Source organism: Granulicatella sp. 20925_1_28 (assembly GCF_041433575.1).
Lineage (GTDB): Bacteria > Bacillota > Bacilli > Lactobacillales > Aerococcaceae > Granulicatella.
On the sequence record NZ_JAPWBS010000001.1, the window covers coordinates 140,606 to 166,030 of the forward strand.

The following is a 25,425-nucleotide window of genomic DNA, read 5'->3' on the forward strand; positions in this document are numbered from 1 at the left end:
ATGCAAACAATAGAGTTAACACACCCTTACAAAAAAGAGTGTATATTTCAAGAACCGATTGTCCTCGCTTTAGGATTCTTTGATGGAATCCACTTAGGTCATAAAGAAGTCATTACTACTGCCAAAAGAGTTGGACAGGAACGCGGGCTTAAAGTAGCAGTAATGTCTTTTAATCAGCATCCATCTGTTATTTTCCAAAACGTTGATCCTGAAAGCATTCAATACGTCTCGCCGCTAGAACGTAAGAAAGAATTATTAGAAGAACTTGGTGTGGATATTTTCTATTTAATGGATTTCACAAAAGAATTTGGGGCACTTACACCGCAAGAGTTTGTCAATCAATATATTGTTGATTTTAATGCTAAAGTAGTTGTAGCGGGATTTGACTACACATACGGCAAGAGAGACATCGCGAATATGGAATTATTACCGAAGTACGCTTCGAATCGATTCGAGATTATTACAATTGATGAGCAAAAGAACGATAGTGGAAAGATAAGTTCGACAGCAGTTCGAGATTTATTGCTACAAGGTGATATCGAACAAGCCAACGACTTGTTAGGATACGACTACATCATGGATGGGGTTGTTGTTCACGGCTTTGGACGAGGTAGTAAAATGCTTGGATTCCCAACTGCCAATATCGAAGTTTCAAACGATACTTTCCTCCTTAAAAATGGAGTATATGTTGTTGAAATGTATGTGGAAGGTAAATGGATTCCTGGTATGGCGTCTATAGGAATTAACCCAACTTTTGATGACGTTCATAAAGTAACGATTGAAGTGAACTTACTCGATTTCGACAAGGATATTTATCACCTTCCTGTTCGTGTGAAATGGTTAAAATATTTAAGACCAGAATTGAAATTTGACGGTATCGATGCGTTAATCGCTCAATTAAAACAAGACGAACAAGATACAAGAGATTATTTTAAAACAAAGAGAGGTTGATTCTCGATGTGGTATTTAAAGAACTATGATGAACTAACGAAGGAAGAGATTGTTGCGATTTACAAAGCCAGAATCGAAACCTTTATTGTCGGCCAAGAGTTGAATTATCAAGAAATTGACGATACGGATAAAAAATCTTGGCATCTTTTTGAGATGAATGATGATGGAGAAGTCATTTCTTATTTACGAATCATTCCTGAAAAGGATAAAGTGCGTCTTGGTCGAGTGTTAATTGACAATCGATACCGAGGTAAAGGAAAAGGTCGTGCGTTGTTAGAACGAGCTAAAGAAGTCTGCAAAGAGTGGTTTGTAGATACCGTAATTGAGGTTCACGCACAAGCGCATTTAGTAAAATTATATGAATCACTTGGATTTGAAGTTGTTTCAGAACCGTATGACATTGTTGGCATTTCACATATTACGATGGAATTGTATTAGGAGGAAATCATGATTACACGTTACACACGTCCAGAGATGGCGAAAATTTGGTCTGATGAAAATCGTTATAATTGTTGGCTCGAAGTTGAAATCTTAGCCGATGAAGCTTGGGCAGAATTAGGAGAAATCCCTAAAGAAGACGTAGAAAAGATTCGTAAAAATGCGAAATTCACAGTTGAACGTATTTTAGAAATCGAAGAAGAGACAAGACATGACGTCGTTGCGTTTACAAGATGTGTCTCTGAAAGTCTTGGAGAAGAAAAGAAATGGGTTCACTATGGTTTAACGAGTACGGACGTAGTAGACACAGCGTACGGTTATCAATTAAAACAAGCTAACGACATTCTACGTAAAGACTTAGCAGACTTCCTAGAAATCATTAAAGAAAAAGCGTTGGCGTATAAAGATACAGTTTGTATGGGAAGAACGCATGGAGTTCATGCTGAACCAACCACTTTTGGCTTGAAATTAGCCTTATGGTATTCAGAAATGAAACGCAATATCGAACGCTTCGAACGCGCAGCACAAGGTGTTGAAGCTGGTAAGATTAGTGGAGCCGTTGGAACGTTTGCCAATATTTCTCCAGAAGTAGAAGCATATGTGTGCAAAAAACTTGGGATTCGTCCTCAAGAAATCTCAACACAAATCTTGTCTCGTGACTTGCATGCGGATTACATTTCTACAATTGCTTTAATTGCGACAAGTATTGAGAAATTTGCGACAGAAATCCGTGGACTACAAAAATCTGAAACACGTGAAGTAGAAGAGTTCTTTGCAAAAGGGCAAAAAGGGTCTTCAGCAATGCCACATAAACGTAATCCAATCGGATCTGAAAATATGGCAGGACTTGCCCGTGTCATCAGAGGGCATATGGTTACAGCGTATGAGAACGTGAACCTATGGCATGAACGTGATATTTCACATTCTTCAGCAGAACGAATTATTATCCCTGATAGCACGATTCTACTTAATTATATGCTTCGTCGTTTCGGTAATATCGTTAAAAACTTGACGGTGTTCCCAGAAAACATGTTACGCAATATGGATGCCACATTTGGACTTATCTACAGTCAACGTGTGTTATTAAAACTGATCGACAAAGGCATGAGTCGTGAAAAAGCTTATGATTTAGTGCAACCATGTACAGCAAAAGCATGGGACGAAAAACTTCCATTCCGCGCTGTTTTAGAAGAACAACCAGAAATTACAGCTACTTTAAGTAAAGAAGATTTAGATGATGCGTTTGATTATCACTATCATATTAAGAATGTAGATTTGATTTTTAAACGAGTTGGAATCTTATAATTTTGAAAAACATGCTGAAAAGAGTGCATTTTCAATAAAAATATGGTATAAATAGAAAGTAAAATTTAACAAAAGGAGTCAGAAAATGATTAACGTAAGTGATTTAAAAGCTGGAATGACATTCATTCTTGATGGAAAATTAATTAAAGTGTTGGAAATCAGCCACCACAAACCAGGTAAAGGGAACACTGTAATGCGTATGAAAATCCGTGACGTTCGTAACGGTTCAACAGTTGATACAACAATGCGTCCTGATGAAAAAGTAGAACGTGCACACATCGATACAAAAGATGTTCAATACTTATACAGCCAAGATGGCGTTGGAGTATTCATGGACTTAGAAACATACGAACAATACGAAATTCCTGAAGAAACAATCGAACAAGAATTAAAATACATCCTAGAAAACATGGAAGTTAAAATCCAATTCTACGGTTCAGAAGTAATCGGGGTTTCATTACCATCAACAGTAGTATTACAAGTTACTGAAACTCAACCATCAATCAAAGGTGCTACAGTTACAGGTTCTGGTAAACCAGCAACAATGGAAACAGGTTTAGTAGTTAACGTTCCAGACTTCATCGAAGCAGGAGAATACTTAGAAGTTAACACTGCAGAAGGTACATACGTACGTCGTGCAACTAAATAATGATTTATTGAAACAAGGATGAGCCAAGCGTTCATCCTTGTTTTTTTATAAAGGAGAAATGTGTATGCGGATTGCTGTGATGGCAGGAACACCTATGGACACGAAGTTAGGCGTTGATTTATTAAATAAAAATGGCTTCAATCAAACCATTTCTGTTCCGATTTCTAAAAATCCGGTCGAACAAACGACTTTTCAAGCGTTAGAAGACGAAGAAAGAGAACATTATATTAGAAGTGTGATTGACGGGCTGAAAAACGATATTGACGCTGTATTTGTGTATTGTAACTCACTCAGTTCAGTTGTGAATTTTGATTCCTTGCAAGAAGAATATAGACTTCCTATGATTACTCCGATGCAAATGTATCGCACACTAGGCGTCGAACATAATTATTTAGCAGTAATGGCCGCGAATTCTCATGGATTAACAGGAGTAGAAAATAATTTATATATCGCAAACCCAAATTTGAAAGTGTTTGGTGTGACGATGTTAGAATTGGTTAAAGCGATTGAAACTGGTAAACCACAAGAAGAGATTATTAAGCAATTCGACTTCCATAGTTTATTCCATTATTTCGAAAGTACAGAGATTGAAGCTGTCGTACTAGGATGTACGCATTTCCCATATGTAAAAAAAGAGTTGGAGCAACTTTCAAGGATTCCAATTATTGATGTGGGTGTCTATATGATTGACCGATTGAAGAGCCACGTTAAGGAGGAAAAATCATGATTTCAATCGAAAAGATGAGTTATTTCTTTCGTTATGACAAAGTGAAATATAAAATTCCCGTAAAGTTTCCTGAAATTGCAGAAGAAATGGAACAGTTGAAGAAAGCTGGCCAAGATGCAAGACTTGAGTTCACGAAGTTAACAGAAGCGTTTCAGAAGAACTTTAAGTCATTTCGCATGGACCGAGTTAGTCAATGGATGAATCAAGCCCAAGTGGCAAGACCCGCTTTTTGGAGATACTTTATCGAAGAGGGGCAAGATGAAGGAAATCCATCCTTTGCATTACGGTTGTTTTATAATGACGATAAATTGGGCGTATATGTAGAATTGAGTTTTATCGAACGTAAAATGAACGAACGCTCTCTGAGGTTACAAAACAAAGTGTTGGAATGTGAACCTAATCGTGACATTCTATACGTAGCATCTGATTTTCAAAAGAATGCAACAGCATACGAAGGAAACGTATCTAATAGAGATGAACTAATAGAAGCTGTCAAAGAAGGAGAAATACGTAAAGTCATTTTAAGAAGGCCAGTATTTCTTGAAAGTACCAAAGGTGGAATTGAGGAAGAACTTGCAGACGCATTGAAGGAATTAATTCCGTTTTATGAAACCATTTATATGAATGAAGTAAATTAAAAGAGGTAGATCTAAAATCTACCTCTTATTGTATTTATAGACTTCTTTAAGCTGGAGCAGGAGTACCTGGCTTTATAGTTACTTCTTCTTCAGATTCAGTTTGCTCTGTAGTTGTTTCTTCTGTAGTTTCCTCAGTGGTTGTTTCACCAGTTGTTGGACCTTCAGTAGTAGGTGTCTCAGTTGTATGTGTTTCAGTCGTTGTTACTTTAGTTGTTCCACTTTCAGTAGTAACCGTTGTTGTTTCGTCACCTTTAACAATGATATATCCAACATATTCATAACAGTCAATTTCATCTACAGGAATTTCTTCTAATTGTGAAATAGAGACTACTTTAGTTTCGCCGTTTAAGATTACTTGAGAAGCGTCTACAGATCCAACAAGGATGCTACCAGCTCCAATTACAAATAAAATAGTAACAAACTTTTTACCTTTATTTGATTTTAATAAAGCATAGGCTGCGCCTAACACAAGGATTCCAGCACCAAGTGTCACTAAACCTGTTGATGTTCCAGTGTTAGGAAGAGACGGTTTATCAACTGGACATCCCACTGTTTTGTAAACTAATTTTACAGAAGTAGTAGAGTTAACGACTCCTGTTGGTTTCCCAGAAATAATTAATTCTTTTTCAAAATTAGAAAGTGAAGCAATATCAACATTCGTGATATTCACTTGAGTCGTACCATCTGCGTAGGCAGTAGTGAAATTAGAAGCGAAAATTGCTGTTAAAAAAGCTAAAGAAATTAGCGCTACTAATTTTTTGAATGATTTCATAATAAATCCTTTCCTTTTTTATTCTTTTTATTTATGAAATTATAATGGAAATAATGAAAATTTGCAAAGGAATGTGAAATCATTATTTTTCCTTTCAAAGGAAAATATTGAAATAAAAACGGACAGCTAGAACAGCTGTCCGTTGTATTTTGTTTAAGGTGGAGATGGTGTCCCTGGGAGAACAGTTACCTCTGTCTCTGTTTGAGCGGTTGTCGTTTCCGCTTCGGTAGTTGTTGTTACAATTGTTGTAGTTTCAGTTGTTTCAGTAGTCTCAGTTGCTACAGTTTCTGAAGTTGTTGACTCAACAGTCGTCGTTTCTACAGTAGGTATAATGTAACCAACATACTCGTAGCACTCAATTTCTGGAATAGTAATATCATTCAAAGCTGAAATAGAAAACAGTTTAGTTTCACCAATTACTTCAATTGTCGAAGCTATTGCAGGAGTTGCAAGCGCAATACTTGAGCCACCTAATACGAAGAGTATGATTAATTTTCTTCCTTTAGAAGACTTAACTAAAAGTAAGCTAGAAACTAATAGCAGTGAACCGAAAATGATTGCTGCTAAGTTACTTGTAACCCCAGTATTTGGTAATGTTGGCTTTTCAACAAGACATGCTTTCTTCTTATAAACTAGTTTTACAGTAGCGTTCGAAGAAACCGATCCCGAAGGAGTACCATTTATCATATTGCTTAATTCAGTTGGGGTTAATGTATCTATATCCACCGTAGTTACATTAACAGTTTGACTTTCAGCAGCTTTTATAGAGCTGTTATAGAAAAAGAAGCCAAATAGGAAAACTGAAAGAAAAGCAAGTGTGAAATGTTTAAGCTTCATTTTGATGTTCCTTTCTATAAACTTATAGATTATTCTATAAAAAAATTATAAAGGAAAACCAAAAGACATTCAATATATAGTAGGAATGCCTTATCTACGGCAATAGTTGTAGTACAAAACCTTCAAAAAATCAGTCTAAAGTCCTAGTATTTTTATATTGACTTAATTTGACCAATGTGTTAAATTATAAATGTGGTTAGCACTCGTCTTAGTCAAGTGCTAAAGAGAGGTGACTATGATGTTAACCAATAGACAATTGCTAATCTTACAATTAATCATACAATTATATACGGAAACTTTGGAGCCGGTCGGGTCGAAGAAGTTGATGGAAGTTGCAGAATTACCATTTAGTTCAGCGACGATTCGTAACGAGATGATGAAGCTGGAAGAGATGGGCTATCTTGAAAAGAACCATACTTCTTCTGGGCGAGTTCCTTCTAATAAAGGATATCGTTACTACATCGACAACATTCTACCTAGACAAAAGCAACCTGTTTCTTTAAGCGTTCGAAATCAAATTCGTGAAGTTTTCCAACAGTCAACATTAGAGATTCAAGATGTATTTCGTTTATCTGCTGACATACTAGCAACATTAACGAACTACACCGCAATTTCTTTTGGACCGGAAGTGAAAACTGCCACGTTATCGGGATTTAGACTTGTTCGCCTAAACCCAAATCAAGTGATGGCAATCATAGTCATCAGTAATGGTTTAGTTGAAAATAAAGTCTATACAATTCCTGGTGGAATTGACGATAGTGATTTAGATAAAGTGGTTCGCATCATTAATGAAGAATTAATTGGAGTACCGCTAGATATCGTTGCTAAACGATTAAAAACGGATCTTCCAATCCTTATGAATCGCTATATGAATTCACAAATTCAAATCGTCAAAGTGATTCAAGAAATGATGAATCGTTTCGAAAATGATCGAATGCATGTCGCAGGAAGAAGATATTTGTTAAATTACTTTGATCATCACGCTAATGTGGATCAACTCAAGGGAATTTATCAATTGATGGATGATCAGTCTAAGTTACATCAACTAGTAACCAATGATCATCAAGATATTCAAATTAGGCTCGGGTCAGAAATGGATCATCCGTTACTTGGTGACTTTAGTTTGGTAACTGCTAGTTACGAAACTCCAAACCAAGATACAGGACTGATTGCACTTCTTGGACCAAAGAATATGCCGTATTCGAATGTATTATCAATTGTAAAAGGACTCAGGGAAGAGTTAGCAACCACGATAGAAGATTATTATCGTAACTTATAGAGTAAGGAGATGAAATCTTGGAAACAAATGAACAAAACAATAAAGAAGAATTAAAAGAAGAAAAAATTGTTGCAGATGAAGCTCCTCAAGAAGAAGTTACTGAAGAAACCACAACAGAACTTACGAATGAAGAGAAATTACAACAAGAAGTAGAGAAGTTGAACGATCAAGTATATCGACTGTCTGCTGAAATCTCGAATATCCAAAAGAGAAATGCAAAAGAAAGACAAGATGCTGCAAAATATCGCAGCCAAAGTCTTGCACAAAACTTATTAAATGTGATTGATAACCTTGAGAGAGCCATCGCTTCTCCAAGTGAATCAGAAGAAGCTCAAAACCTTAAAAAAGGGATTGAGATGGTGTATGAAGGTTTCCTTTATGCGCTAAAAGAAGAAGGCATCGAAGAAATTGAAGCCTTAAACCAACCATTCGATCCAACTTTACATCACGCTGTTCAAACCGTTCCTGTTGAGGAAGGGCAAGAAGCAGACCGCGTGGTACAAGTGTATCAAAAAGGATACAAATTAAAAGATCGAGTATTACGACCAGCAATGGTCATCGTATCACAATAAGAAGACGAAACTTAAAACAATATTATAAATAATAGGAGTGAATTAAATATGAGTAAAATTATTGGTATTGACTTAGGAACAACAAACTCAGCAGTAGCTGTTTTAGAAGGTAACGAAGCAAAAATTATTGCAAACCCAGAAGGAAACCGTACAACACCATCTGTTGTAGCGTTCAAAAATGGTGAAATTCAAGTAGGTGAAGTTGCAAAACGTCAAGCTGTAACAAACCCAAATACAATTGCATCTATCAAACGTCATATGGGCGAAACAGGATATAAAGTAGAAATCGAAGGTAAATCTTATACACCTCAAGAAATTTCAGCAATGATCCTACAATACTTAAAAGGATATGCTGAAGAATATCTTGGAGAAAAAGTAGACAAAGCAGTTATTACAGTACCTGCATACTTCAACGACGCACAACGTCAAGCAACTAAAGATGCTGGTCGTATCGCTGGTTTAGAAGTAGAACGTATCGTTAACGAACCAACTGCAGCAGCTCTTGCATATGGTCTTGATAAAGTTGACCATGAAGAAAAAATCTTAGTATTCGACCTTGGTGGTGGTACGTTCGACGTATCAATCCTTGAATTAGGAGATGGCGTATTCGACGTATTATCAACAGCTGGTGATAACCATCTCGGTGGGGATGACTTCGACCAAAAAATCATTGATTTCTTAGTAGAAGAATTCCAACGTGATAACGGTATTGATTTATCAAGCGATAAAATGGCAATGCAACGTTTGAAAGATGCTGCTGAAAAAGCTAAGAAAGACTTATCAGGTGTTTCTCAAACACAAATCAGCTTACCATTCATTTCTGCTGGTGCAGCTGGCCCATTACACTTAGAAGTAACATTAACTCGTGCTAAATTTGATCAATTAACTCATGATTTAGTAGAACGTACAAAAGAACCAGTTCGTCGTGCATTAGCTGACGCAGGTTTAACAGCTTCAGATATCGACCAAGTATTATTAGTTGGTGGATCAACTCGTATTCCAGCAGTTGTTGAAGCTGTTCGTAACGAAACTGGTAAAGAACCTAACAAATCAGTAAACCCAGACGAAGTAGTAGCGATGGGTGCTGCAATCCAAGGTGGGGTTATCTCTGGTGATGTGAAAGATATCGTATTATTAGACGTAACACCATTATCACTTGGTATTGAAACAATGGGTGGTGTGTTCACTAAATTAATCGATCGTAACACTACAATCCCAACAAGCAAATCACAAGTATTCTCAACTGCAGCGGATAACCAACCAGCAGTAGACGTACACGTATTACAAGGTGAACGTCCAATGGCAGCGGACAACAAGACTTTAGGTCGCTTCCAATTAACAGATATTCCAGCTGCTCCTCGTGGTGTGCCTCAAATCGAAGTAACATTCGATATCGATAAAAACGGTATTGTAAATGTTCGTGCTAAAGATTTAGGAACTGGTAAAGAACAAGCTATTACAATCAAATCTTCTTCTGGTTTATCTGATGAAGAAATCGAACGTATGGTGAAAGATGCAGAAGCAAATGCTGAAGCAGATAAAAAACGTAAAGAAGAAGTAGATTTACGTAACGAAGTTGACCAATTAATCTTCACTGTTGATAAAACATTGAAAGATTTAGAAGGTAAAGTAGATGCTAGCGACGTTCAAAAAGCAGAAGCAGCTCGTGATGAATTAAAAGCAGCTGTTGAAGCAAATGACTTAGAAGCAATGAAAGTAAAACGTGATGCTTTAAATGAAGTGGTACAAAACTTAACTGTAAAACTTTATGAACAAGCAGCTGCAGCTCAACAAGCAGCAGGCGCTTCACAAGAAGGCCCAACAGAACAAGCATCTTCAAATAACGATGGCGTTGTAGACGCTGACTTCGAAGAAGTAGACTAATATTTGCTAAAATGATAGGGTGTAAGACTACTTAGTGGCCTTACGCCCATATCCTTTGTAAACTATGAAAGAAAAGGAGGGGCAATTCAGTGGCCAAAAGAGATTTATATGAAATTTTAGGCGTATCCAAAGATGCCTCTGAAGCAGATATTAAGAAAGCTTATCGTAAATTATCAAAGAAATACCATCCAGATATTAATAAAGAACCTGGAGCAGACGAAAAGTTTAAAGAAATCGCTGAAGCTTATGAAATTTTAGGAGATGCACAAAAGCGTGCAGCGTATGACCAATACGGACATGCTTCTTACGATCCAAATTCTGGATTCAGTGGAGGCGGATTCGGTGGTGGATTTGAAGGGTTCGGCGGGTTCGACGGTTTTGGCGGTAGTGGAAACTTTACTGGCGGATTCGAAGATATCTTTAGTAGTTTCTTCGGTGGCGGAGGCAGTCGTGCTGATCGTGCAAACATGCCGCGTCAAGGGGCTGATCTTCAATATGTCATGGATTTAACTTTTGAAGAAGCTATCTTTGGTAAAGAAGAAACCATTCATTATCACCGAAGCGATGAATGTCAAACCTGTCATGGTACTGGTGCAAAACCTGGTACGCATCCTACAACATGTTCAAAATGTCATGGTGCAGGTGTGATTAACGTTGAAAGAAATACACCATTCGGTCGTATGATGAGCCAAACAACCTGTGATGTGTGTCATGGTACAGGACAAGAAATTAAAGAAAAATGTACAACGTGTCACGGTCATGGTCAAGTAGATGAAACGCATAAAGTGAAAGTAAAAGTTCCTGCTGGGGTTGAAGATGGAAATCAAATGCGTCTTCAAGGCCAAGGGGAAGTTGGTTTCAATGGTGGCCCATATGGTGACCTTTATGTCATCTTCCGTGTTGGACAAAGTAAAACGTTCAAACGCCAAGGAGCAGATATTTACTATCAACTTCATGTAAACTTTGCTCAAGCGGCTCTAGGAGACGAAGTAGATGTACCAACTGTTCATGGTAAAGTGAAATTAAAAGTACCTGCTGGAACACAATCAGGAACAATTTTACGTTTACGTGGTAAAGGTGCTCCAAAACTTCGCGGTACAGGAAACGGTGACCAACATGTAGAAGTCATCGTAGACACTCCTAAGAAACTGACAGATAAGCAAAGACAAGCGTTACAAGTATTTGCTAGTGAGGAAGGTACGGAACTTCATAATGGCGAAGAGAACTTCTTCGACAAAATGAAGAACGCCTTTAAAGATACATTTGAATAAATAGAAAAAGAACTTAGCATTTGGTTGCTAAGTTCTTTTTATTTTATTTAGAAGCAACAGCAAGGCGACGAATAATTCCTTCGTGCTCAGGATATTTCTCTAATAATTCGTCTTGTGTATAGAGTTTGAAGTCTTCGTATTCAAAACCAGGAGTAACGCCGCAACTCACAATCGCAAAGTCTTCTTCGTTGTCCGATTCAATAGTAGATCCAAAGATGACTCCAGCAGGAACTGTAAATTGGAGCTTTTGTCCGTTTCCAGGTCCAATCTCAACCGCTACATATGTACCATCTGGATGTATCATATGCACGGTAAGCGCATGACCGGAGTGATAGTACCAAATCTCATCAGAAGAAAGTAAATGGAAATGAGATGGGTTTTGATTCGTTAATAAAAACAGAATAGAGGTGGAGAGTGCACGGATACGATTATCTGGTAATTCTACCGTTTCAATCGCTTTATAAGTCTGACGGAAATAACCACCTTCCACATGTGGTTCTAAGTCTAATTCTTTAATCCATTCTTCTTTCGTTTTCATAGGAGACCTCCAGTCATTATTTTCTATTATTATAGCGTAACTTTTTCTACTTGTGAATTGTTGATAGAACGGTAATTATGCTATACTAGTACTATTGGAAAAGAAAGGAGAAGAGTCATGAAAGATAATATCGCTTTAATTGTTTCTAATAAAGACGTTAAGAAAATTAGAGAGCTTTTTAATGAGAATTATCCAATTGATATCGCCTTGGCGTTAGAAGAAGTCGATGATGATGTTTTAAAGAATTTCATGTTCTCTATCTCAAATACCAGATTAGCTTCAATCTTAGAAGTTGCTGAACCTGAATTCCAATTACGAATGCTTGAGAAACTCCCATTTAGACGGGTAGCTTTACTATTCCAACAAATGTCAAACGATGATGTCGTGGATATTTTAGGAAATTTACCTGTTGGAATCCGTAAACGTTACATCAATATGATGAAACAAAGTTCTCAAGATGATATCCAAACGATGTTAAATTACGCTCCGGATACTGCCGGAGGGATTATGACCACTGAGTACATTACGGTAAAAGAACACTTAACCGTTGAAGAAACATTATCTAAATTAAGAGAGATTTCTCCAAACTCAGAAGTCATTAACATTATTTTTGTGACGAGTTTACAACGGAAATTAATCGGTTGGATTGATATTCGCGATCTATTTACACACGATTTAGACGAGAGTTTACATGACGTGATGCATACGAATATCATCTCTGTTTTACCAGAAGAAGACCAAGAAGAAGTGGCTCGTATTTCAACGAAGTACGACTTATCTGTTGTACCTGTAGTCAATAAGCAAAATGTGTTACTTGGGATCATCACCATCGATGATATCGTTCACGTCTTGCAAGAAGAGCACCACGAAGATATGTTATTAATCAGCGGGGTTGAAGGAACAGAACGAATCGGTGGACCTTTTAATGAATCGATTCGAAAACGGACACCTTGGCTATTGATTAACTTGATAACTGCCTTTATGGCGAGTGCAGTTGTCGGTTTATTCCAAGATACCATCGAACAAGTGGTAGTTCTTGCGGTCGCAATGCCAATTATTACTGGGATGGGTGGAAACTCAGCCTCTCAAACATTAGCACTCGTTATCCAAGAGGTAGCGATTGGACAATTAACGTGGGAAAAAGACAAGAAGTATGTATTAAATGAAATTTGGCTTGGATTAGTCAACGGAATTATCACAGGGATTTTTGCAGCGATTGCGCTCTACATCCCATATCAAAACTTTTTCTTATCGATTATCGTCATTTTAGCGATGGCGATGAACTTAATGGTAGGGGCGTTCTTCGGATTCTTCGTACCTTTACTTTTGAAGAAACTAAATCTAGACCCAGCCATTTCATCAACGATTTTTGTAACAACAGCTACAGACGTATTAGGATTCTTTATTTTCTTATACTTAGCTGAATTGTTCTTGCCATTATTATTGTAGTTTGATAGAATGATTTGAATTTTATTGTAGTAGTGTATTAAGGAGTTATTCATGAATTTAGAAGAAATGAAAGAAAGACAGAAGCGCATTCGAAACTTCTCGATTATTGCGCATATAGACCACGGGAAGTCAACGTTGGCCGATCGTATTTTGCAAGCGACTGATACTGTTGCTGACCGTGAAATGCAAGACCAACTATTAGACTCAATGGATCTTGAAAGAGAACGTGGGATTACGATTAAATTAAATGCCGTCGAATTAACATATGATGCAAAAGACGGTACGGAGTATATTTTCCACTTAATCGACACTCCAGGGCACGTGGACTTCTCTTATGAAGTATCACGAAGTTTAGCAGCCTGTGAAGGTGCGATTCTTGTAGTGGATGCGGCTCAAGGGATTGAAGCACAAACATTAGCGAATGTTTATTTAGCGATTGATAACGATTTGGAAATCTTACCAGTTATTAATAAAATCGATCTTCCTGCAGCAGACCCTGAACGTGTTCGTACGGAAATAGAAGATGTCATTGGGATTGATGCAAGTGAAGCGGTTCTTGCCAGTGCTAAAGTTGGAATTGGGATTCCAGAAATCTTAGAACAAATTGTCGAAAAAGTCCCAGCGCCAACTGGGGACCTTGAAGCGCCATTACAAGCGTTGATTTTTGACTCAGTCTATGATGCGTATCGTGGGGTTGTCTTAAATGTCCGGATTCAAAACGGAATTGTCAAACCTGGCGATAAGATTCAATTAATGAGTAATGGAAAGACTTTTGATGTAGTGGATGTTGGTATTTTCTCTCCAAAACCAATCAGTCGCGATTACTTAATGGTTGGGGATGTAGGTTATATTACGGCTTCCATCAAGACTATCCAAGATACTCGTGTAGGGGATACTGTTACTTTAGCCAACAATCCTGCAGCTGAACCGTTAGATGGATATCGTAAAATGAATCCGATGGTATACTGTGGTTTATATCCAATCGATTCATCGAAATATAATGACTTACGTGATGCGTTAGAAAAATTACAGTTAAATGATGCGGCGCTTCAATTTGAAGCAGAAACATCACAAGCGCTTGGATTTGGTTTCCGTTGTGGTTTCTTAGGATTACTTCATATGGACGTTATTCAAGAACGTTTAGAGCGTGAATTCGACTTAGATTTGATTACAACAGCTCCGTCTGTAATTTATCATGTGCAAAAGACTGACGGTACAGAAGTAGTGGTTTCAAACCCTGCAGAAATGCCAGACCAATCAAGCGTTCAATCGATTGAAGAGCCTTACGTAAAAGCATCTATTATGGTGCCAAACGAGTACGTAGGTAGTGTTATGGATATTTGCCAACGTAAACGTGGAACGTTTGTTACAATGGATTACTTAGATGAATATCGTGTAAACGTGATTTACGAGATGCCACTTTCAGAAATCATCTTTGATTTCTTTGATTCATTAAAATCAAGCACAAAAGGGTATGCTTCTCTTGACTATGATTTAATCGGATACCGTGCTAGCAACCTTGTGAAGATGGATATCATGTTAAATGGTGAAGTAGTCGATGCCTTAAGTATTATCGTGCATAAGGAATTTGCTTATAATCGTGGTAAGGCGATTACTGAGAAGCTTAGAAAACTTATTCCTCGTCAACAATTCGAAGTTCCAATTCAAGCAGCGATTGGGAATAAGATTTTATCTCGTACGAACATTAAAGCGTTGCGTAAAAACGTACTTGCAAAATGTTACGGTGGGGATATTTCTCGTAAACGTAAACTGTTAGAGAAACAAAAAGAAGGGAAGAAACGTATGAAGCAAGTGGGTTCTGTTGAAGTTCCACAAGAAGCCTTCATGTCTGTTCTAAACCTAAACGAAGAAGAAAAATAATTAATTGTAAAAGAGCGTTTATTGCGCTCTTTTATTTTGAATGAAAGGGGATAGTAATGGAAAAAGAAAACAAACATTTTTATAGACAAATGCTTGCAATCGCAATTCCGGTATCGCTACAAAGCTTATTAACGTCATTTTTGAATACGCTAGATACAATTATGATTTCCTCTCTTGGGGATGCTAGTATCGCGGGGGTCGGACTTGCAAACCAAGTATTTTTCTTGTTTACATTAATTTGTTTTGGAATTCATACGGGTTCTGCAGTACTTTTCTCCCAATATTGGGGGATTAAAAATACGCATAAGGTTCAAGAAGTGAATCAAATGTCACTGATTTTATCAACAGTTGTCAGCGTTGTGTTCATGTTTCTTGGGGTATTATTCCCTTATGAAATTCTACATATTTTTACAAAGGATCCACTGGTGATTCAAGCCGGCGGAGATTACTTACGTGTGGCTGCTTTAAGTTATGTATTTACAGCGTGGAGTTTTGCGATGACAAACGCTCTTCGCACGACTGGAAGTCCCAAGGTTCCTCTTATTGCAACAATTTGTAGCTTTGTGACGAACGCCGTCTTTAACTATGTATTTATTTTTGGGAAATTCGGTGCACCTGCTCTTGGTGTTGTCGGGGCAGCAGTAGCGACATTAATCGCTCGTGTTGTTGAAGTGAGTGTTCTTTTTGGTGTGGTATTTTCATACAGTGGACCAATCCGACTACCAATCGGTCGCTATTGGCATCATATTTCAAAAGGCTTATGGATGAATTATTGGATTACAACTTATCCAGTTATTATTAATGAAACGTTCTGGGCTTTGGGGCAAGTGTTTTATAATGCAGCGTACGCAATGGTTGGGACACAGGCGACAGCAGCGATTCAAGTGGCTGTAGCTGTACAAAATCTATCGTTTATTCTTGTTCGAGGGATTGGTAGTAGCTGTAGCATTATGCTTGGAAACCGAGTTGGACGTAACGAAGTCGAACAAGCTCAAAAAGAAGCAAAACGCTTCGTTACAATTTCCCTTGTTGTTGGAGTGGTCATTGGTGGTATTCAAAGCCTAACTCCACATTGGACACTATTGATGTTTGCTCATCTAAGTCCTGAAGTGTTCCTTATCGGTCAACAATTACTCCAAATTATGGGTGTGATTTTCGTATTTAAAACATTAAACTCAATTATCTTGGTCGGGATTCTTCGAGGTGGTGGAGATACGCAGTACGGCATGAAACTTGAAATGGCTTGTGTTTGGCTAATAGGAGTGCCTTTAGCGTTACTTGCTGCCGCAGTATGGCACTTCCCAGTACAATTAGTTGTTATCTGTGCTGGTGCTGAAGAGTTATGTAAAGCCTTTATTGGATTACGAAGAGTCTTTTCTGGAAAATGGATTCACCGATTAGTTGAAGCATAAAAAAAGAAGATCCTATCGGATCTTCTTTTTTTAGTTTGGATTTGTAAATGAAAGCAGTGGATAATAGACTCCTGTTGGTTCGCCTTGTAAGATCGAAATATGTGTTTGATCCGCGCGAGGGAAGACACGACCAGAAAAGACCATTTCTCCATCATTAATAAAGATTTCAAAGACAGAATTATCAATAAAAATACGCGCTGTAGTGTCTGCTGGAGCAATTGGTGCTGTACGAACACTACTATATTCTGTAGCAAAGGCTTCTCCAACTTTACTACGGTCAACTACAACCTCACCATCTACAAGATTAAAGATGAGGGATAGTCCATTGTCATCCTTGTCTGAGAATAGAACAAGTTCATAAATCATATCGCCTTCTAATTTAAGGTTTAACTCGTAGCAATTTGATGTGTTTTTAATATACTTATTAAACGGAAGTGAAGATTGACGAAGTTTTTCGATTCCTTTTACTGGAGTTTGATATAACTTACCATTTTTAATGGAAAGTTCTTTCACTAATGATAAGATCCCTTGGTGTTCGTATACATCGCTAGGATAAGAAACATCAGGTAATCCAAGCCAGCTAATGCAAAGCGCACGACCGTCCGGTGCGTTAAATGCTTGAGTAGCATAGACGTCAAAACCGTAATCTAATTGATGGAGCTCAGAAACGGGTGTGATTGTCGCATTTTCTGGGTTGAATGTTTCACCGATTTTATATAAGTTTGGATAAATATTATCGTAGTGGAATACGTCTTTATCTAATCCTTGAGGGCAGTAAATGAGTACGGGTTTGTCATCTACGAATACTAAATTCGGACATTCCATCATATAAGCGGTATTGTCATTCTTAAAATCTAGATTTCCAATTTCTTCCCAATTTGTATAGTCGTTATTAACAGCTCGGTAGAGTCGAACGAACCCTTTTTTATCTAGATTTTGACCACCTACAATCGCATAATAATGATCTTTATATTGGAAAATTTGAGGGTCTCTAAAGTGACCAGTAGCATCACTAGGCTGAGGGATCAAATCTTTTCCAAGTTTTTCAATATGGCCGTCTTTATCCATCAGTGCCCCTAATTGGTAAGGGTGGCGAACCCAATTTTCATCTCTCACATTTCCTGTATAAAATAAAAACAATCTATCACCAAATTGCATTGCGCTTCCTGAATACGCACCATGACTATCGAGTGGAGTATCTGGTAGTACCTTGACTCCAGTTTCTTTAAAGGTCACAAGATTATCACTTTCTAGTTGAACCCATGATTTTAATCCATGAGCAGCGCCAAAAGGAAAGTTTTGGTAGAATAAAATCCATTTACCATCAAAATAAGAAAATCCGTTTGGGTCATTTAATAAACCGCTAGATGGTTCTACGTGGTATTTCGCTCTCCAAGGGGACTTTTCCATTGTAGAGTTTAATTGATTTTTTTCAGCCTCTGACCAATCATCATAGCGTTTATATCTCAGTTCTGTTGTCCATTTCATGATGGATTCCTCCTCTAAAATTGTATCTTTACAATACGTGTTTTTTCGCATAAATGCAAGCTTTTTTGGATTAAGTGTTCTTTTTGTGATTCATTATCAGATGTAACTTGACTTATAACGGTATAATGATACAATTCGAAATGAAATAAATGTGCTATTATTAGTAACAATTTTTATAAAGGAGAGTGTAATGGATGAATAATACTGAAATTGCAAAAAGTGTTATCGAAGCCATTGGTGGCAAAGACAACGTGAGTAGTGTAGCGCACTGTGCAACGCGTCTTCGTATCATGGTAAAAGATAAAGAAAAAATCGATACAAATAGAGTCGAGAATATTGAGAAAGTTCAAGGGGCATTCTTCAACGCAGGGCAATTCCAAATTATTTTTGGTACAGGAACTGTAAATCGTATTTATGATGAAGTGGTATCTCTTGGTTTACCAACTTCAACAACAAGCGAAATGAAAGCTGAAGCAGCAAAACAAGGTAACTGGTTCCAACGTGCTGTTCGTACATTCGGGGATGTATTCGTTCCAATCATTCCAGCGATTGTTGCGACAGGTCTTTTCATGGGTCTGCGTGGATTATTAGAGGCTTTTGGGGTTGTATTACCATCTGATTTCTTAATCTATTCTAAAATCTTAACAGACACTGCCTTTATTGCATTGCCAGCCTTAGTAGTTTGGTCTACGTTTAAAGTGTTTGGTGGAAATCAAACAATCGGGATCGTGCTTGGTCTGATGTTAATTTCTGGCTCTCTTCCTAATGCTTGGGAAGTTGCAAAAGGTGGGGAAATTGTTCCAATTAAGTTCTTCGGTCTTGTGGATGTCGTCGGGTTACAAGGTTCTGTTTTACCAGCGTTTATCATCGGGGTTGTGGGTGCTAATTTTGAAAAATGGGTAAGAAAATATGTTCCAGAAGTATTGGACTTATTAGTAACACCATTTATTACATTATTTGTAATGTCAATTTTAGGGCTATTTGTATTAGGACCAATTTTCCATCAAGTAGAGAAAGTCATTCTATCTATTACGACAACTGTTTTGTATTTACCATTTGGTCTTGGTGGACTAATCATTGGTGGTACACATCAATTAATCGTTGTTTCTGGTGTTCACCATATCTTCAACTTGTTAGAAATCAACTTACTATCAGCAACTGGGCAAAACCCATTCAACGCGATTATTACTGCAGCTATGACGGCTCAAGGGGCTGCAGCGGTTGCGATTGGTGTTAAAACGAAGAGTCCAAAATTAAAAGCATTAACATTCCCGGCGGCTTTATCAGCTTTCCTAGGAATTACTGAACCTGTTATCTTTGGGGTGAACTTACGATTCCGTAAACCATTCGTACTTTCATTGCTAGCCGGTGCGTTAGGTGGAGCACTTTCAGCCTTACTTGGATTAGCAGGTACAAGTAACGGTATTACAATCATTCCTGGTTCAATGCTATATGTCGGAAATGGACAATTACCACAATACTTATTCATGGTTGCAGTATCATTTGCATTAGGATTTACGTTTACTTATTTATTCGGTTACGACGATTCAATGTTAGATACACCTGTTGAAGCAGAAGGACCTTCTTCACAAGAAGCTCAAGAGGAAGAACCTGTTGTAGCAACGACTGAACGTGCTGATGAAAAATTACGTTCACCAATCGTAGGTGAAGTTGTGGCTTTAAACGAAGTGAACGATCCAGTATTTTCTAGTGGAGTAATGGGTCAAGGGATTGCAGTGAAACCATCTAAAGGGGTTGTATACGCACCAGCAGATGCTGAAATCGCAATTGCGTTTCCAACAGGCCACGCCTATGGATTAAAAACAGACAACGGAGCTGAAATTCTTATTCACGTTGGAATCGATACTGTTTCGTTGAATGGAGAAGGATTCGAAGCCAAAGTATCTCAAGGAGACCGTGTAAGAGCAGGAGATATCATCGGAACATTTGATTCTGAAGTGATTGCTGCAAATGGTCTAGATGACACAACAATGGTGATTATCACTAACACCATGGATTATGCAGAAGTAACTCCAATTGCTACTGGTTCTGTTACGAATAAAACTCGTGTATTAGAATTACATGTATAATTTTTTCTAGAAGACGAATTCTATTATAGGATTCGTCTTCTTTTTTTTGGGTTAAAATATGATACAATAATAAAAAATAACCAAGGGAGCTTTAGGCCTATGACAAACTTATATGGAAGTTTAGAAGCTGGCGGCACAAAGTTTATTTGTGCGGTAGCAGACGAAGAATTCAACACGGTTGAGGAACTACAATTTCCAACAACGACTCCACAAGAGACTTTAAAGAAAACAGCTGATTTTTTTGCTAAATTCAAAAATCTAGCAGCCATCGGGATTGGTTCTTTTGGACCGATTGATGTGGACCCTAAATCTAAAACATATGGGTATATCACTACAACACCAAAACCAAATTGGGCAAACGTGGATGTTGTAGGTGCATTGAAGAAGAGAGTAGATGTCCCAATTTACTTTACAACAGATGTAAATAGTTCTGCATACGGAGAAGTATATGCACGTAATAATCGTGGAGAAAATATCGAAACGCTTGTCTATTACACAATTGGTACTGGTATTGGAGCAGGTGTGATTCAACGTGGTGAATTTATCGGAGGAACTAGCCATCCTGAAATGGGGCATGTTTATGTAAGTAAGCACCCAATTGATGTAGCAAATAACTTCGATGGCGTTTGTCCTTTCCATAAAGGATGTCTTGAAGGTTTAGCAGCTGGCCCAAGTTTAGAAGCTCGTACTGGAGTTCGTGGGGAACATATCGATATCGCTAGTGATGTTTGGGATATTCAAGCTAGTTATATTGCACAAGCAGCTCTTCAAGCAACATTAACTTTCCGTCCTGAAAAGATTGTTTTTGGTGGAGGAGTTATGGCTCAAAATCATATGTTAGAACGCGTTCATCGTATGTTTGAGGAATTACTAAACGGATATGTACCAACACCACCAGTAAAAGACTTTATTGTTACTCCAGCCGTTGATAATAATGGTTCAGCTACTTTAGGGAACTATGTTTTGGCAAAAAGCTTAGTAAAATAATTTTTCAATGTGTTGCTGATTTGCAAAATTAACAAATGAAAACTTTACCGCAAGACTTTTCATTTTCCTCATAATCTAGTACAATAGATGAGGATACACATATTGAAGGGAGAGAAAGCCAATGTCAACAGGAGCATGGATTTTAATCGTGATTCTTGCTGCAATCGCAGGTGCGATCGGTGGTTTCTTTATCGCACGTCGTACAATGATGAACTACTTTGCAGAAAACCCACCATTTGATGAAGATATGATTCGTAGTATGATGACTCAAATGGGTCAAAAACCATCTGAACAAAAAGTTCGTCAAATTGCTGCTTCAATGAAAGCACAAGCTAAAAAAAGAGCTAAAAAATAATAAAGAAAAACCATCGGAAAATTCCGATGGTTTTTTTCGTTATACCGTATACGGTATAACGTTATTTTTTTACAGGTAATTCATATACATAATTTGGATCAATTTCTTTATCGAGTTCATCGAATATTTGAATCAGTACTTGATCGTAATTTGCGATTTCTTCTTTTGTTAGTTTTTGGTCTGCGATATAGATTGGGTCGCCAATTCGTACATGCATTTTTTTACGTTTAATAATATCCTTGAATGTTAACGGTCCTTGATACACCATTGGAACGATAGGGGCTTTTGCTAAACGAGCAATCATGACTGCTCCACCTTTCATCTCGTTTGAGTATCGTGTTCCAGTAGGGAAGATAACAAGGGCTTTTTTGTTTTCTTTAATTTGTTGAACAGGATATTTAATTGCGCTTGGTCCTGGTTTTTCACGATTTACCGGGAAAGCACCAAGTTTTTTAATAAACCAACCGAATGGTTTTGGTTTGAATAATTCTTGTTTTGCCATTAAGACAAGAGGTTGAGGATAAACAGCAATCGCCATCATCACAGGATCTAACCATGAACGGTGAGGGGCTACAAGCACATAACCTGTGTCTTTAGGTACTTTTTCTCGACCTTGGTAATCGCCAAATCCATTTAATAGAACTAGTAGTCCGCGAACTATCCAAATAGTGATTTTGTATATCATAACATTCTCCTTTATTTCATCTGTAATTGTAGTATGCGTGAATTCAGCAGTTTTTGCAAGTTCAAAACACTCATGGAAACCCTCTCTTTTTTCGTTATATATGGTATAATAATGGTAACAATTTTACGGGGGATTTCCTATGAAAGAATATAAAATTAGCTATTTTCGACTTAGTTTAGTCTTATTAGGATATTTATTATACAATATTATCTATTTTTTATTGGATTATTCTGGTGGCTACGCGTTCTTTATCGTCTGGCCAGTCTTCTTTTTATCTTTGGCAATCATTGTGTTAGGGAATATTTTTATTTTTAGAGATATAGTAAAAAACAGAGATACTTACCAAAAGAACAAAACGATTCAATTAACCAGTATGATTCAACTCATTGCAGCTTGTATTGGCTTCTGTTTGCAACTGACGAATTTAGCTTATGGAAATTGGTGGCCTATTAATTATGTGGAACATTATCCACTTTTAGTTGCAACATGCATCCTCTATTCGGTAATTTTCATTATCGGTGTTATTCAAAAAAGAGTAGTAGAGCAACAAGAAAAGTCATCATCCATTTTCAGTTTAGTTTTTGGGGCATGCGTGGTCTTACTGTGTAACTTCTTACTTTTCACGAATAGTAAAGCGTCTGTCTTCGATGCAAACAAACAATATGTACAGGAGTTTAAAGATTTCGGATTTACCGGAAAAGTAGAGGTCCGAGAGAAAACTCAATTAATTGAACCGTATGTTGGTTCTCGTACAACTTTACATTATGATGAGAAGTTATCTGATGGCACTTATTTCTGGGAGTTAATTGATATTGCTGAAGTTCGCAACGGGACTCACGTAACGCAGTTGGATGATCAACTCGCACAGGAGATTAGTAAGTATCTGGATACTGATGAGGAAAAAGAGTTGTTCGATAAAGTAAAGAAACAAGAATTTCAATTTGTGCTATTCCTTTATAAGGACTTAATTAGAAAACGTAAAATTGATACAGACCTAATCGATAAAGTGAATAATGCGGTAGGGTTCAAACTAGTAGAAAAATACGGTTTAAGTCTTTATCCAAAAAATCCTCCTGAATTTTATAGCTTGATTATTAAAAACGCTCTGAAAAATAGAGCAAACGGCGATAATGAAGTTGCTGGATTTTATAATATTGATATTCTAAATAAAGCGATGATTGCCAACTTTGGTTATGTTAATTACCTTGAGTTAGATCAATTTCTAAAAGATAAAAATGCAAGTCGTGTCGATTATCTTAAAAAGATACTATCTGAGATTCCATCAGGAACGCTTGAGGATGGAACCTATAAGTTTGGTGGGACTACTAAAATTGATGGTAAAGATCAGTGGGTCACGGTCACGATGGTAATTGAAAAAGGAAATAGTCATTTTGAAGAAGACGAAATGAGAAATCCGTAAACTGATAAGTAAGGAGGAACTTTTATGAAACGAAATACAGTCAGTTTTTTCCGGCTGAGTTTAGTCATCATTGGATATATAATCTATAATGTTATTTTCTATTTATATCCATCTGGAGAGATTCCTTCTTTTGCAGGGTTCTTTGTTATCTTATCGTGTGCACTGATTGCTTTTGGAAATCTCTTTTTACTCATTGAGCCAATCCGTTTAATGCTAGGGTTTAAAGAGGACAGAAATATTCGAAATTCAAGTATTATTCAATTGGTTCTTGTAATTGTAAGTTACTTTATTCAGAGCGCTGAATTAGTGAAAGGCAAATTGAAGATCATTAATTTCATGCATCATTTTTCTGAAACATTTGCCTTAAGTTTAATTCTCACATTAATTTTTATCATCGCGATTTATCAAAAACTATGGCTGCATAGAGAAGATAATAATGATGCAAAATACCATTTTGTATTTAGCTTGCTATTAATCGTTATTACAAATATTTTGCTAGTCTCAACTGCATTTTCAACAATTTCCGCACCAACACTTTTTAATTCTGGGAAAAACTATCCTCAAGAGTTTAAAGACTTCGGTCTGAACGGGACAGTGAAAGTAAAAAATAAAAAACATGCTTTTGAATTACGGGGATATGAAGTGAGTTTGGAATATACAGAGCAATTTTCGGACGGCTATTCTTATTCAAAAAATTATACGATTTCTGAAGAGGCTGGAGATCAATATGAATTAGCAATTTCAAATGAGAATGTTCAAAAAATCAAAGAACTATTAACAACTGATAAAGAGCGCGAACGTCTTGATAAAGTAAAATATGAGGAATTCAACTTCTTACTCAGCCTTTATAAAGAAAAATTAAATAAATTAAAAGTGCCTTATACGATTGCTGATACCATTAATACAGCTTTTAAAGTTGAGCTGGTAAAAGAGTCTAGAGTTGATTTTTATCCAACAGACGGATATGAATTTACGGCATTTTTAATTGCTGAATCTCTTCAAAATGTCGAAAAAGGGGATCAAGACGCTGCTGGTTTTTACAATATTGATGTAAAGCAAGCTATGAAGAACGATCAAATTTACGCTAATATTGATCTCATTTTCTATTCTGTATTAACTTCTAAAGCGCAGAAAGCAGGGTTATCTAACTTAGAATACTTTAAAGAAGTACTTGAAGGATTACCAAGAGGCACCTTCTGGGATGGAGTCTATCAATTCAAGGGTAGTGCTGAGGTGAATGGAAAAACTAGAGACGTGATTAGTACTTTTGTTGTGGAAAATGGGTTAGGGTATTTTGAGGAAGATGAATTGAAATAGAAAAGGAGGTTTTTATGAATAATAAAAAGATTCAGTATATTAACTTATTACTTCCAACTATTCTTTATTTCGTCCTATTTATGCTTGAAGTTGTTATTGGGCATGGAATTACAAAAGCATTATTTACAGTTTATTTTATTGTTTTTATCATTTTGTTTTTTGTAATTCTATTTGCTGTATTGCGTGAACTCTATATTATTAACTTTGTTGTTGCAAAAGACAATGCAAAGGTCCGAATTCCAGGAACTATGGCGTTTGTTCTATTCTTATATTTTACATTTAACGAATTAAAATATCCTTTTACGGTGATTATGCCATTTGAATCTATTGTTACTGGAAATAGCGGAGCAGTATTAACGTTTATTCTATTATTAATATTTAATCTTTTGTGTTTAATGATTTACGTTTTCGCAGAAGGAAAACAATAGAATTTCCTTGCATTTTAAATAACTTTCATGTACAATCATTGATGGTGTAAAA

The 25,425-nt window shown here is 36.9% G+C and carries 24 protein-coding genes; 19 read left to right on the forward strand and 5 right to left on the reverse strand.

The window, feature by feature from the left end; genetic code table 11:
• From ribF to O3793_RS00640, 6 genes are all read left to right on the forward strand, one after another.
• On the forward strand, positions 1-951 hold the full coding sequence (gene ribF, locus O3793_RS00615; protein WP_371444815.1) for a riboflavin biosynthesis protein RibF: 951 nt from the start codon (positions 1-3) through the stop codon (positions 949-951).
• Between the two features lie 6 nt (positions 952-957).
• Positions 958-1,389 carry a GNAT family N-acetyltransferase gene (locus tag O3793_RS00620; protein ID WP_371444817.1) on the forward strand — a complete coding sequence of 144 codons (432 nt, stop codon included), beginning with the start codon at positions 958-960 and terminating at the stop codon, positions 1,387-1,389.
• A 9-nt stretch (positions 1,390-1,398) separates the two neighbouring features.
• Entirely contained in the window at positions 1,399-2,694 is a 1,296-nt protein-coding gene (gene purB, locus O3793_RS00625) for an adenylosuccinate lyase (RefSeq protein ID WP_048711164.1), read from the forward strand.
• A gap of 85 nt (positions 2,695-2,779) precedes the next feature.
• Positions 2,780-3,343 (forward strand): elongation factor P, encoded by a 564-nt coding sequence (gene efp / locus O3793_RS00630; RefSeq protein ID WP_005605540.1) that lies wholly within the window; start codon positions 2,780-2,782, stop codon positions 3,341-3,343.
• A 64-nt stretch (positions 3,344-3,407) separates the two neighbouring features.
• Positions 3,408-4,070: a glutamate racemase gene (locus tag O3793_RS00635; protein WP_371444820.1), complete on the forward strand. Its 663-nt coding sequence runs from the start codon at positions 3,408-3,410 to the stop codon at positions 4,068-4,070.
• Complete coding sequence (locus O3793_RS00640) at positions 4,067-4,708, forward strand: HI_0552 family protein (RefSeq protein ID WP_371444821.1); 642 nt, start codon at positions 4,067-4,069, stop codon at positions 4,706-4,708. The genes O3793_RS00635 and O3793_RS00640 overlap by 4 nt, the downstream gene beginning before the upstream one ends.
• A gap of 46 nt (positions 4,709-4,754) precedes the next feature.
• Here O3793_RS00640 and O3793_RS00645 read toward each other — a convergent pair whose 3' ends face one another.
• Together O3793_RS00645 and O3793_RS00650 are read right to left on the reverse strand one after the other, a co-directional pair.
• On the reverse strand, positions 4,755-5,480 hold the full coding sequence (locus O3793_RS00645; protein ID WP_371444823.1) for an LPXTG cell wall anchor domain-containing protein: 726 nt from the start codon (positions 5,478-5,480) through the stop codon (positions 4,755-4,757).
• Positions 5,481-5,633: 153 nt separating this feature from the next.
• Positions 5,634-6,317: an LPXTG cell wall anchor domain-containing protein gene (locus O3793_RS00650; protein ID WP_371444825.1), complete on the reverse strand. Its 684-nt coding sequence runs from the start codon at positions 6,315-6,317 to the stop codon at positions 5,634-5,636.
• Between the two features lie 235 nt (positions 6,318-6,552).
• Between O3793_RS00650 and hrcA the strand changes: the two genes are divergently transcribed.
• From hrcA to dnaJ, 4 genes are all read left to right on the forward strand, one after another.
• Positions 6,553-7,596 (forward strand): heat-inducible transcriptional repressor HrcA, encoded by a 1,044-nt coding sequence (hrcA, locus tag O3793_RS00655; protein ID WP_285252147.1) that lies wholly within the window; start codon positions 6,553-6,555, stop codon positions 7,594-7,596.
• Positions 7,597-7,613: 17 nt separating this feature from the next.
• Entirely contained in the window at positions 7,614-8,168 is a 555-nt protein-coding gene (gene grpE, locus O3793_RS00660) for a nucleotide exchange factor GrpE (RefSeq protein ID WP_285252146.1), read from the forward strand.
• 48 nt (positions 8,169-8,216) lie between these two features.
• Entirely contained in the window at positions 8,217-10,052 is a 1,836-nt protein-coding gene (gene dnaK, locus O3793_RS00665; RefSeq protein WP_285252145.1) for a molecular chaperone DnaK, read from the forward strand.
• 89 nt (positions 10,053-10,141) lie between these two features.
• Positions 10,142-11,323, forward strand: a complete 1,182-nt coding sequence (gene dnaJ / locus O3793_RS00670) for a molecular chaperone DnaJ (protein WP_371444828.1) — start codon at positions 10,142-10,144, stop codon at positions 11,321-11,323.
• A gap of 43 nt (positions 11,324-11,366) precedes the next feature.
• Here the strand turns inward: dnaJ and O3793_RS00675 are convergent, their stop codons facing one another.
• A complete protein-coding gene (locus tag O3793_RS00675; protein ID WP_371444829.1) occupies positions 11,367-11,861 on the reverse strand; it encodes a cupin domain-containing protein in 495 nt (164 codons plus the stop codon).
• Positions 11,862-11,978: 117 nt separating this feature from the next.
• Here O3793_RS00675 and mgtE point away from each other — a divergent pair, with 117 nt between their 5' ends.
• Genes mgtE through O3793_RS00690 form a run of 3 tightly spaced genes read left to right on the forward strand, consistent with a single transcriptional unit; the run spans position 11,979 to position 16,603 of the window.
• The gene (gene mgtE / locus O3793_RS00680) at positions 11,979-13,310 is read left to right on the forward strand and encodes a magnesium transporter (protein ID WP_048782000.1); all 1,332 of its coding nucleotides are present in this window, start codon (positions 11,979-11,981) and stop codon (positions 13,308-13,310) included.
• A 51-nt stretch (positions 13,311-13,361) separates the two neighbouring features.
• Positions 13,362-15,191, forward strand: a complete 1,830-nt coding sequence (gene lepA, locus O3793_RS00685; RefSeq protein WP_371444832.1) for a translation elongation factor 4 — start codon at positions 13,362-13,364, stop codon at positions 15,189-15,191.
• A gap of 56 nt (positions 15,192-15,247) precedes the next feature.
• Positions 15,248-16,603 carry an MATE family efflux transporter gene (locus O3793_RS00690; RefSeq protein WP_285252526.1) on the forward strand — a complete coding sequence of 452 codons (1,356 nt, stop codon included), beginning with the start codon at positions 15,248-15,250 and terminating at the stop codon, positions 16,601-16,603.
• A gap of 30 nt (positions 16,604-16,633) precedes the next feature.
• On the opposite strand, the gene O3793_RS00695 is transcribed toward O3793_RS00690, so the two are convergent.
• Positions 16,634-18,091 carry a sucrose-6-phosphate hydrolase gene (locus tag O3793_RS00695; protein ID WP_371444834.1) on the reverse strand — a complete coding sequence of 486 codons (1,458 nt, stop codon included), beginning with the start codon at positions 18,089-18,091 and terminating at the stop codon, positions 16,634-16,636.
• 194 nt (positions 18,092-18,285) lie between these two features.
• On the opposite strand from O3793_RS00695, the gene O3793_RS00700 reads away from it, so the two are divergent.
• From O3793_RS00700 to O3793_RS00710, 3 genes are all read left to right on the forward strand, one after another.
• Positions 18,286-20,181, forward strand: a complete 1,896-nt coding sequence (locus O3793_RS00700) for a glucose PTS transporter subunit IIA (protein ID WP_371444836.1) — start codon at positions 18,286-18,288, stop codon at positions 20,179-20,181.
• 99 nt (positions 20,182-20,280) lie between these two features.
• On the forward strand, positions 20,281-21,168 hold the full coding sequence (gene scrK / locus O3793_RS00705) for a fructokinase ScrK (RefSeq protein ID WP_371444838.1): 888 nt from the start codon (positions 20,281-20,283) through the stop codon (positions 21,166-21,168).
• Between the two features lie 121 nt (positions 21,169-21,289).
• The gene (locus O3793_RS00710) at positions 21,290-21,523 is read left to right on the forward strand and encodes a YneF family protein (protein ID WP_005605509.1); all 234 of its coding nucleotides are present in this window, start codon (positions 21,290-21,292) and stop codon (positions 21,521-21,523) included.
• Between the two features lie 61 nt (positions 21,524-21,584).
• On the opposite strand, the gene O3793_RS00715 is transcribed toward O3793_RS00710, so the two are convergent.
• Entirely contained in the window at positions 21,585-22,208 is a 624-nt protein-coding gene (locus O3793_RS00715; protein WP_371444841.1) for a lysophospholipid acyltransferase family protein, read from the reverse strand.
• Positions 22,209-22,347: 139 nt separating this feature from the next.
• Here O3793_RS00715 and O3793_RS00720 point away from each other — a divergent pair, with 139 nt between their 5' ends.
• Genes O3793_RS00720 through O3793_RS00730 form a run of 3 tightly spaced genes read left to right on the forward strand, consistent with a single transcriptional unit; the run spans position 22,348 to position 25,373 of the window.
• Positions 22,348-23,628, forward strand: a complete 1,281-nt coding sequence (locus O3793_RS00720; RefSeq protein WP_371444842.1) for a hypothetical protein — start codon at positions 22,348-22,350, stop codon at positions 23,626-23,628.
• A gap of 24 nt (positions 23,629-23,652) precedes the next feature.
• Positions 23,653-24,945, forward strand: coding sequence for a hypothetical protein (locus O3793_RS00725; protein ID WP_371444844.1), 1,293 nt, complete (start codon positions 23,653-23,655; stop codon positions 24,943-24,945).
• Between the two features lie 14 nt (positions 24,946-24,959).
• A complete protein-coding gene (locus O3793_RS00730) occupies positions 24,960-25,373 on the forward strand; it encodes a hypothetical protein (RefSeq protein ID WP_371444846.1) in 414 nt (137 codons plus the stop codon).
• The last annotated feature ends 52 nt before the right edge of the window (positions 25,374-25,425 follow it).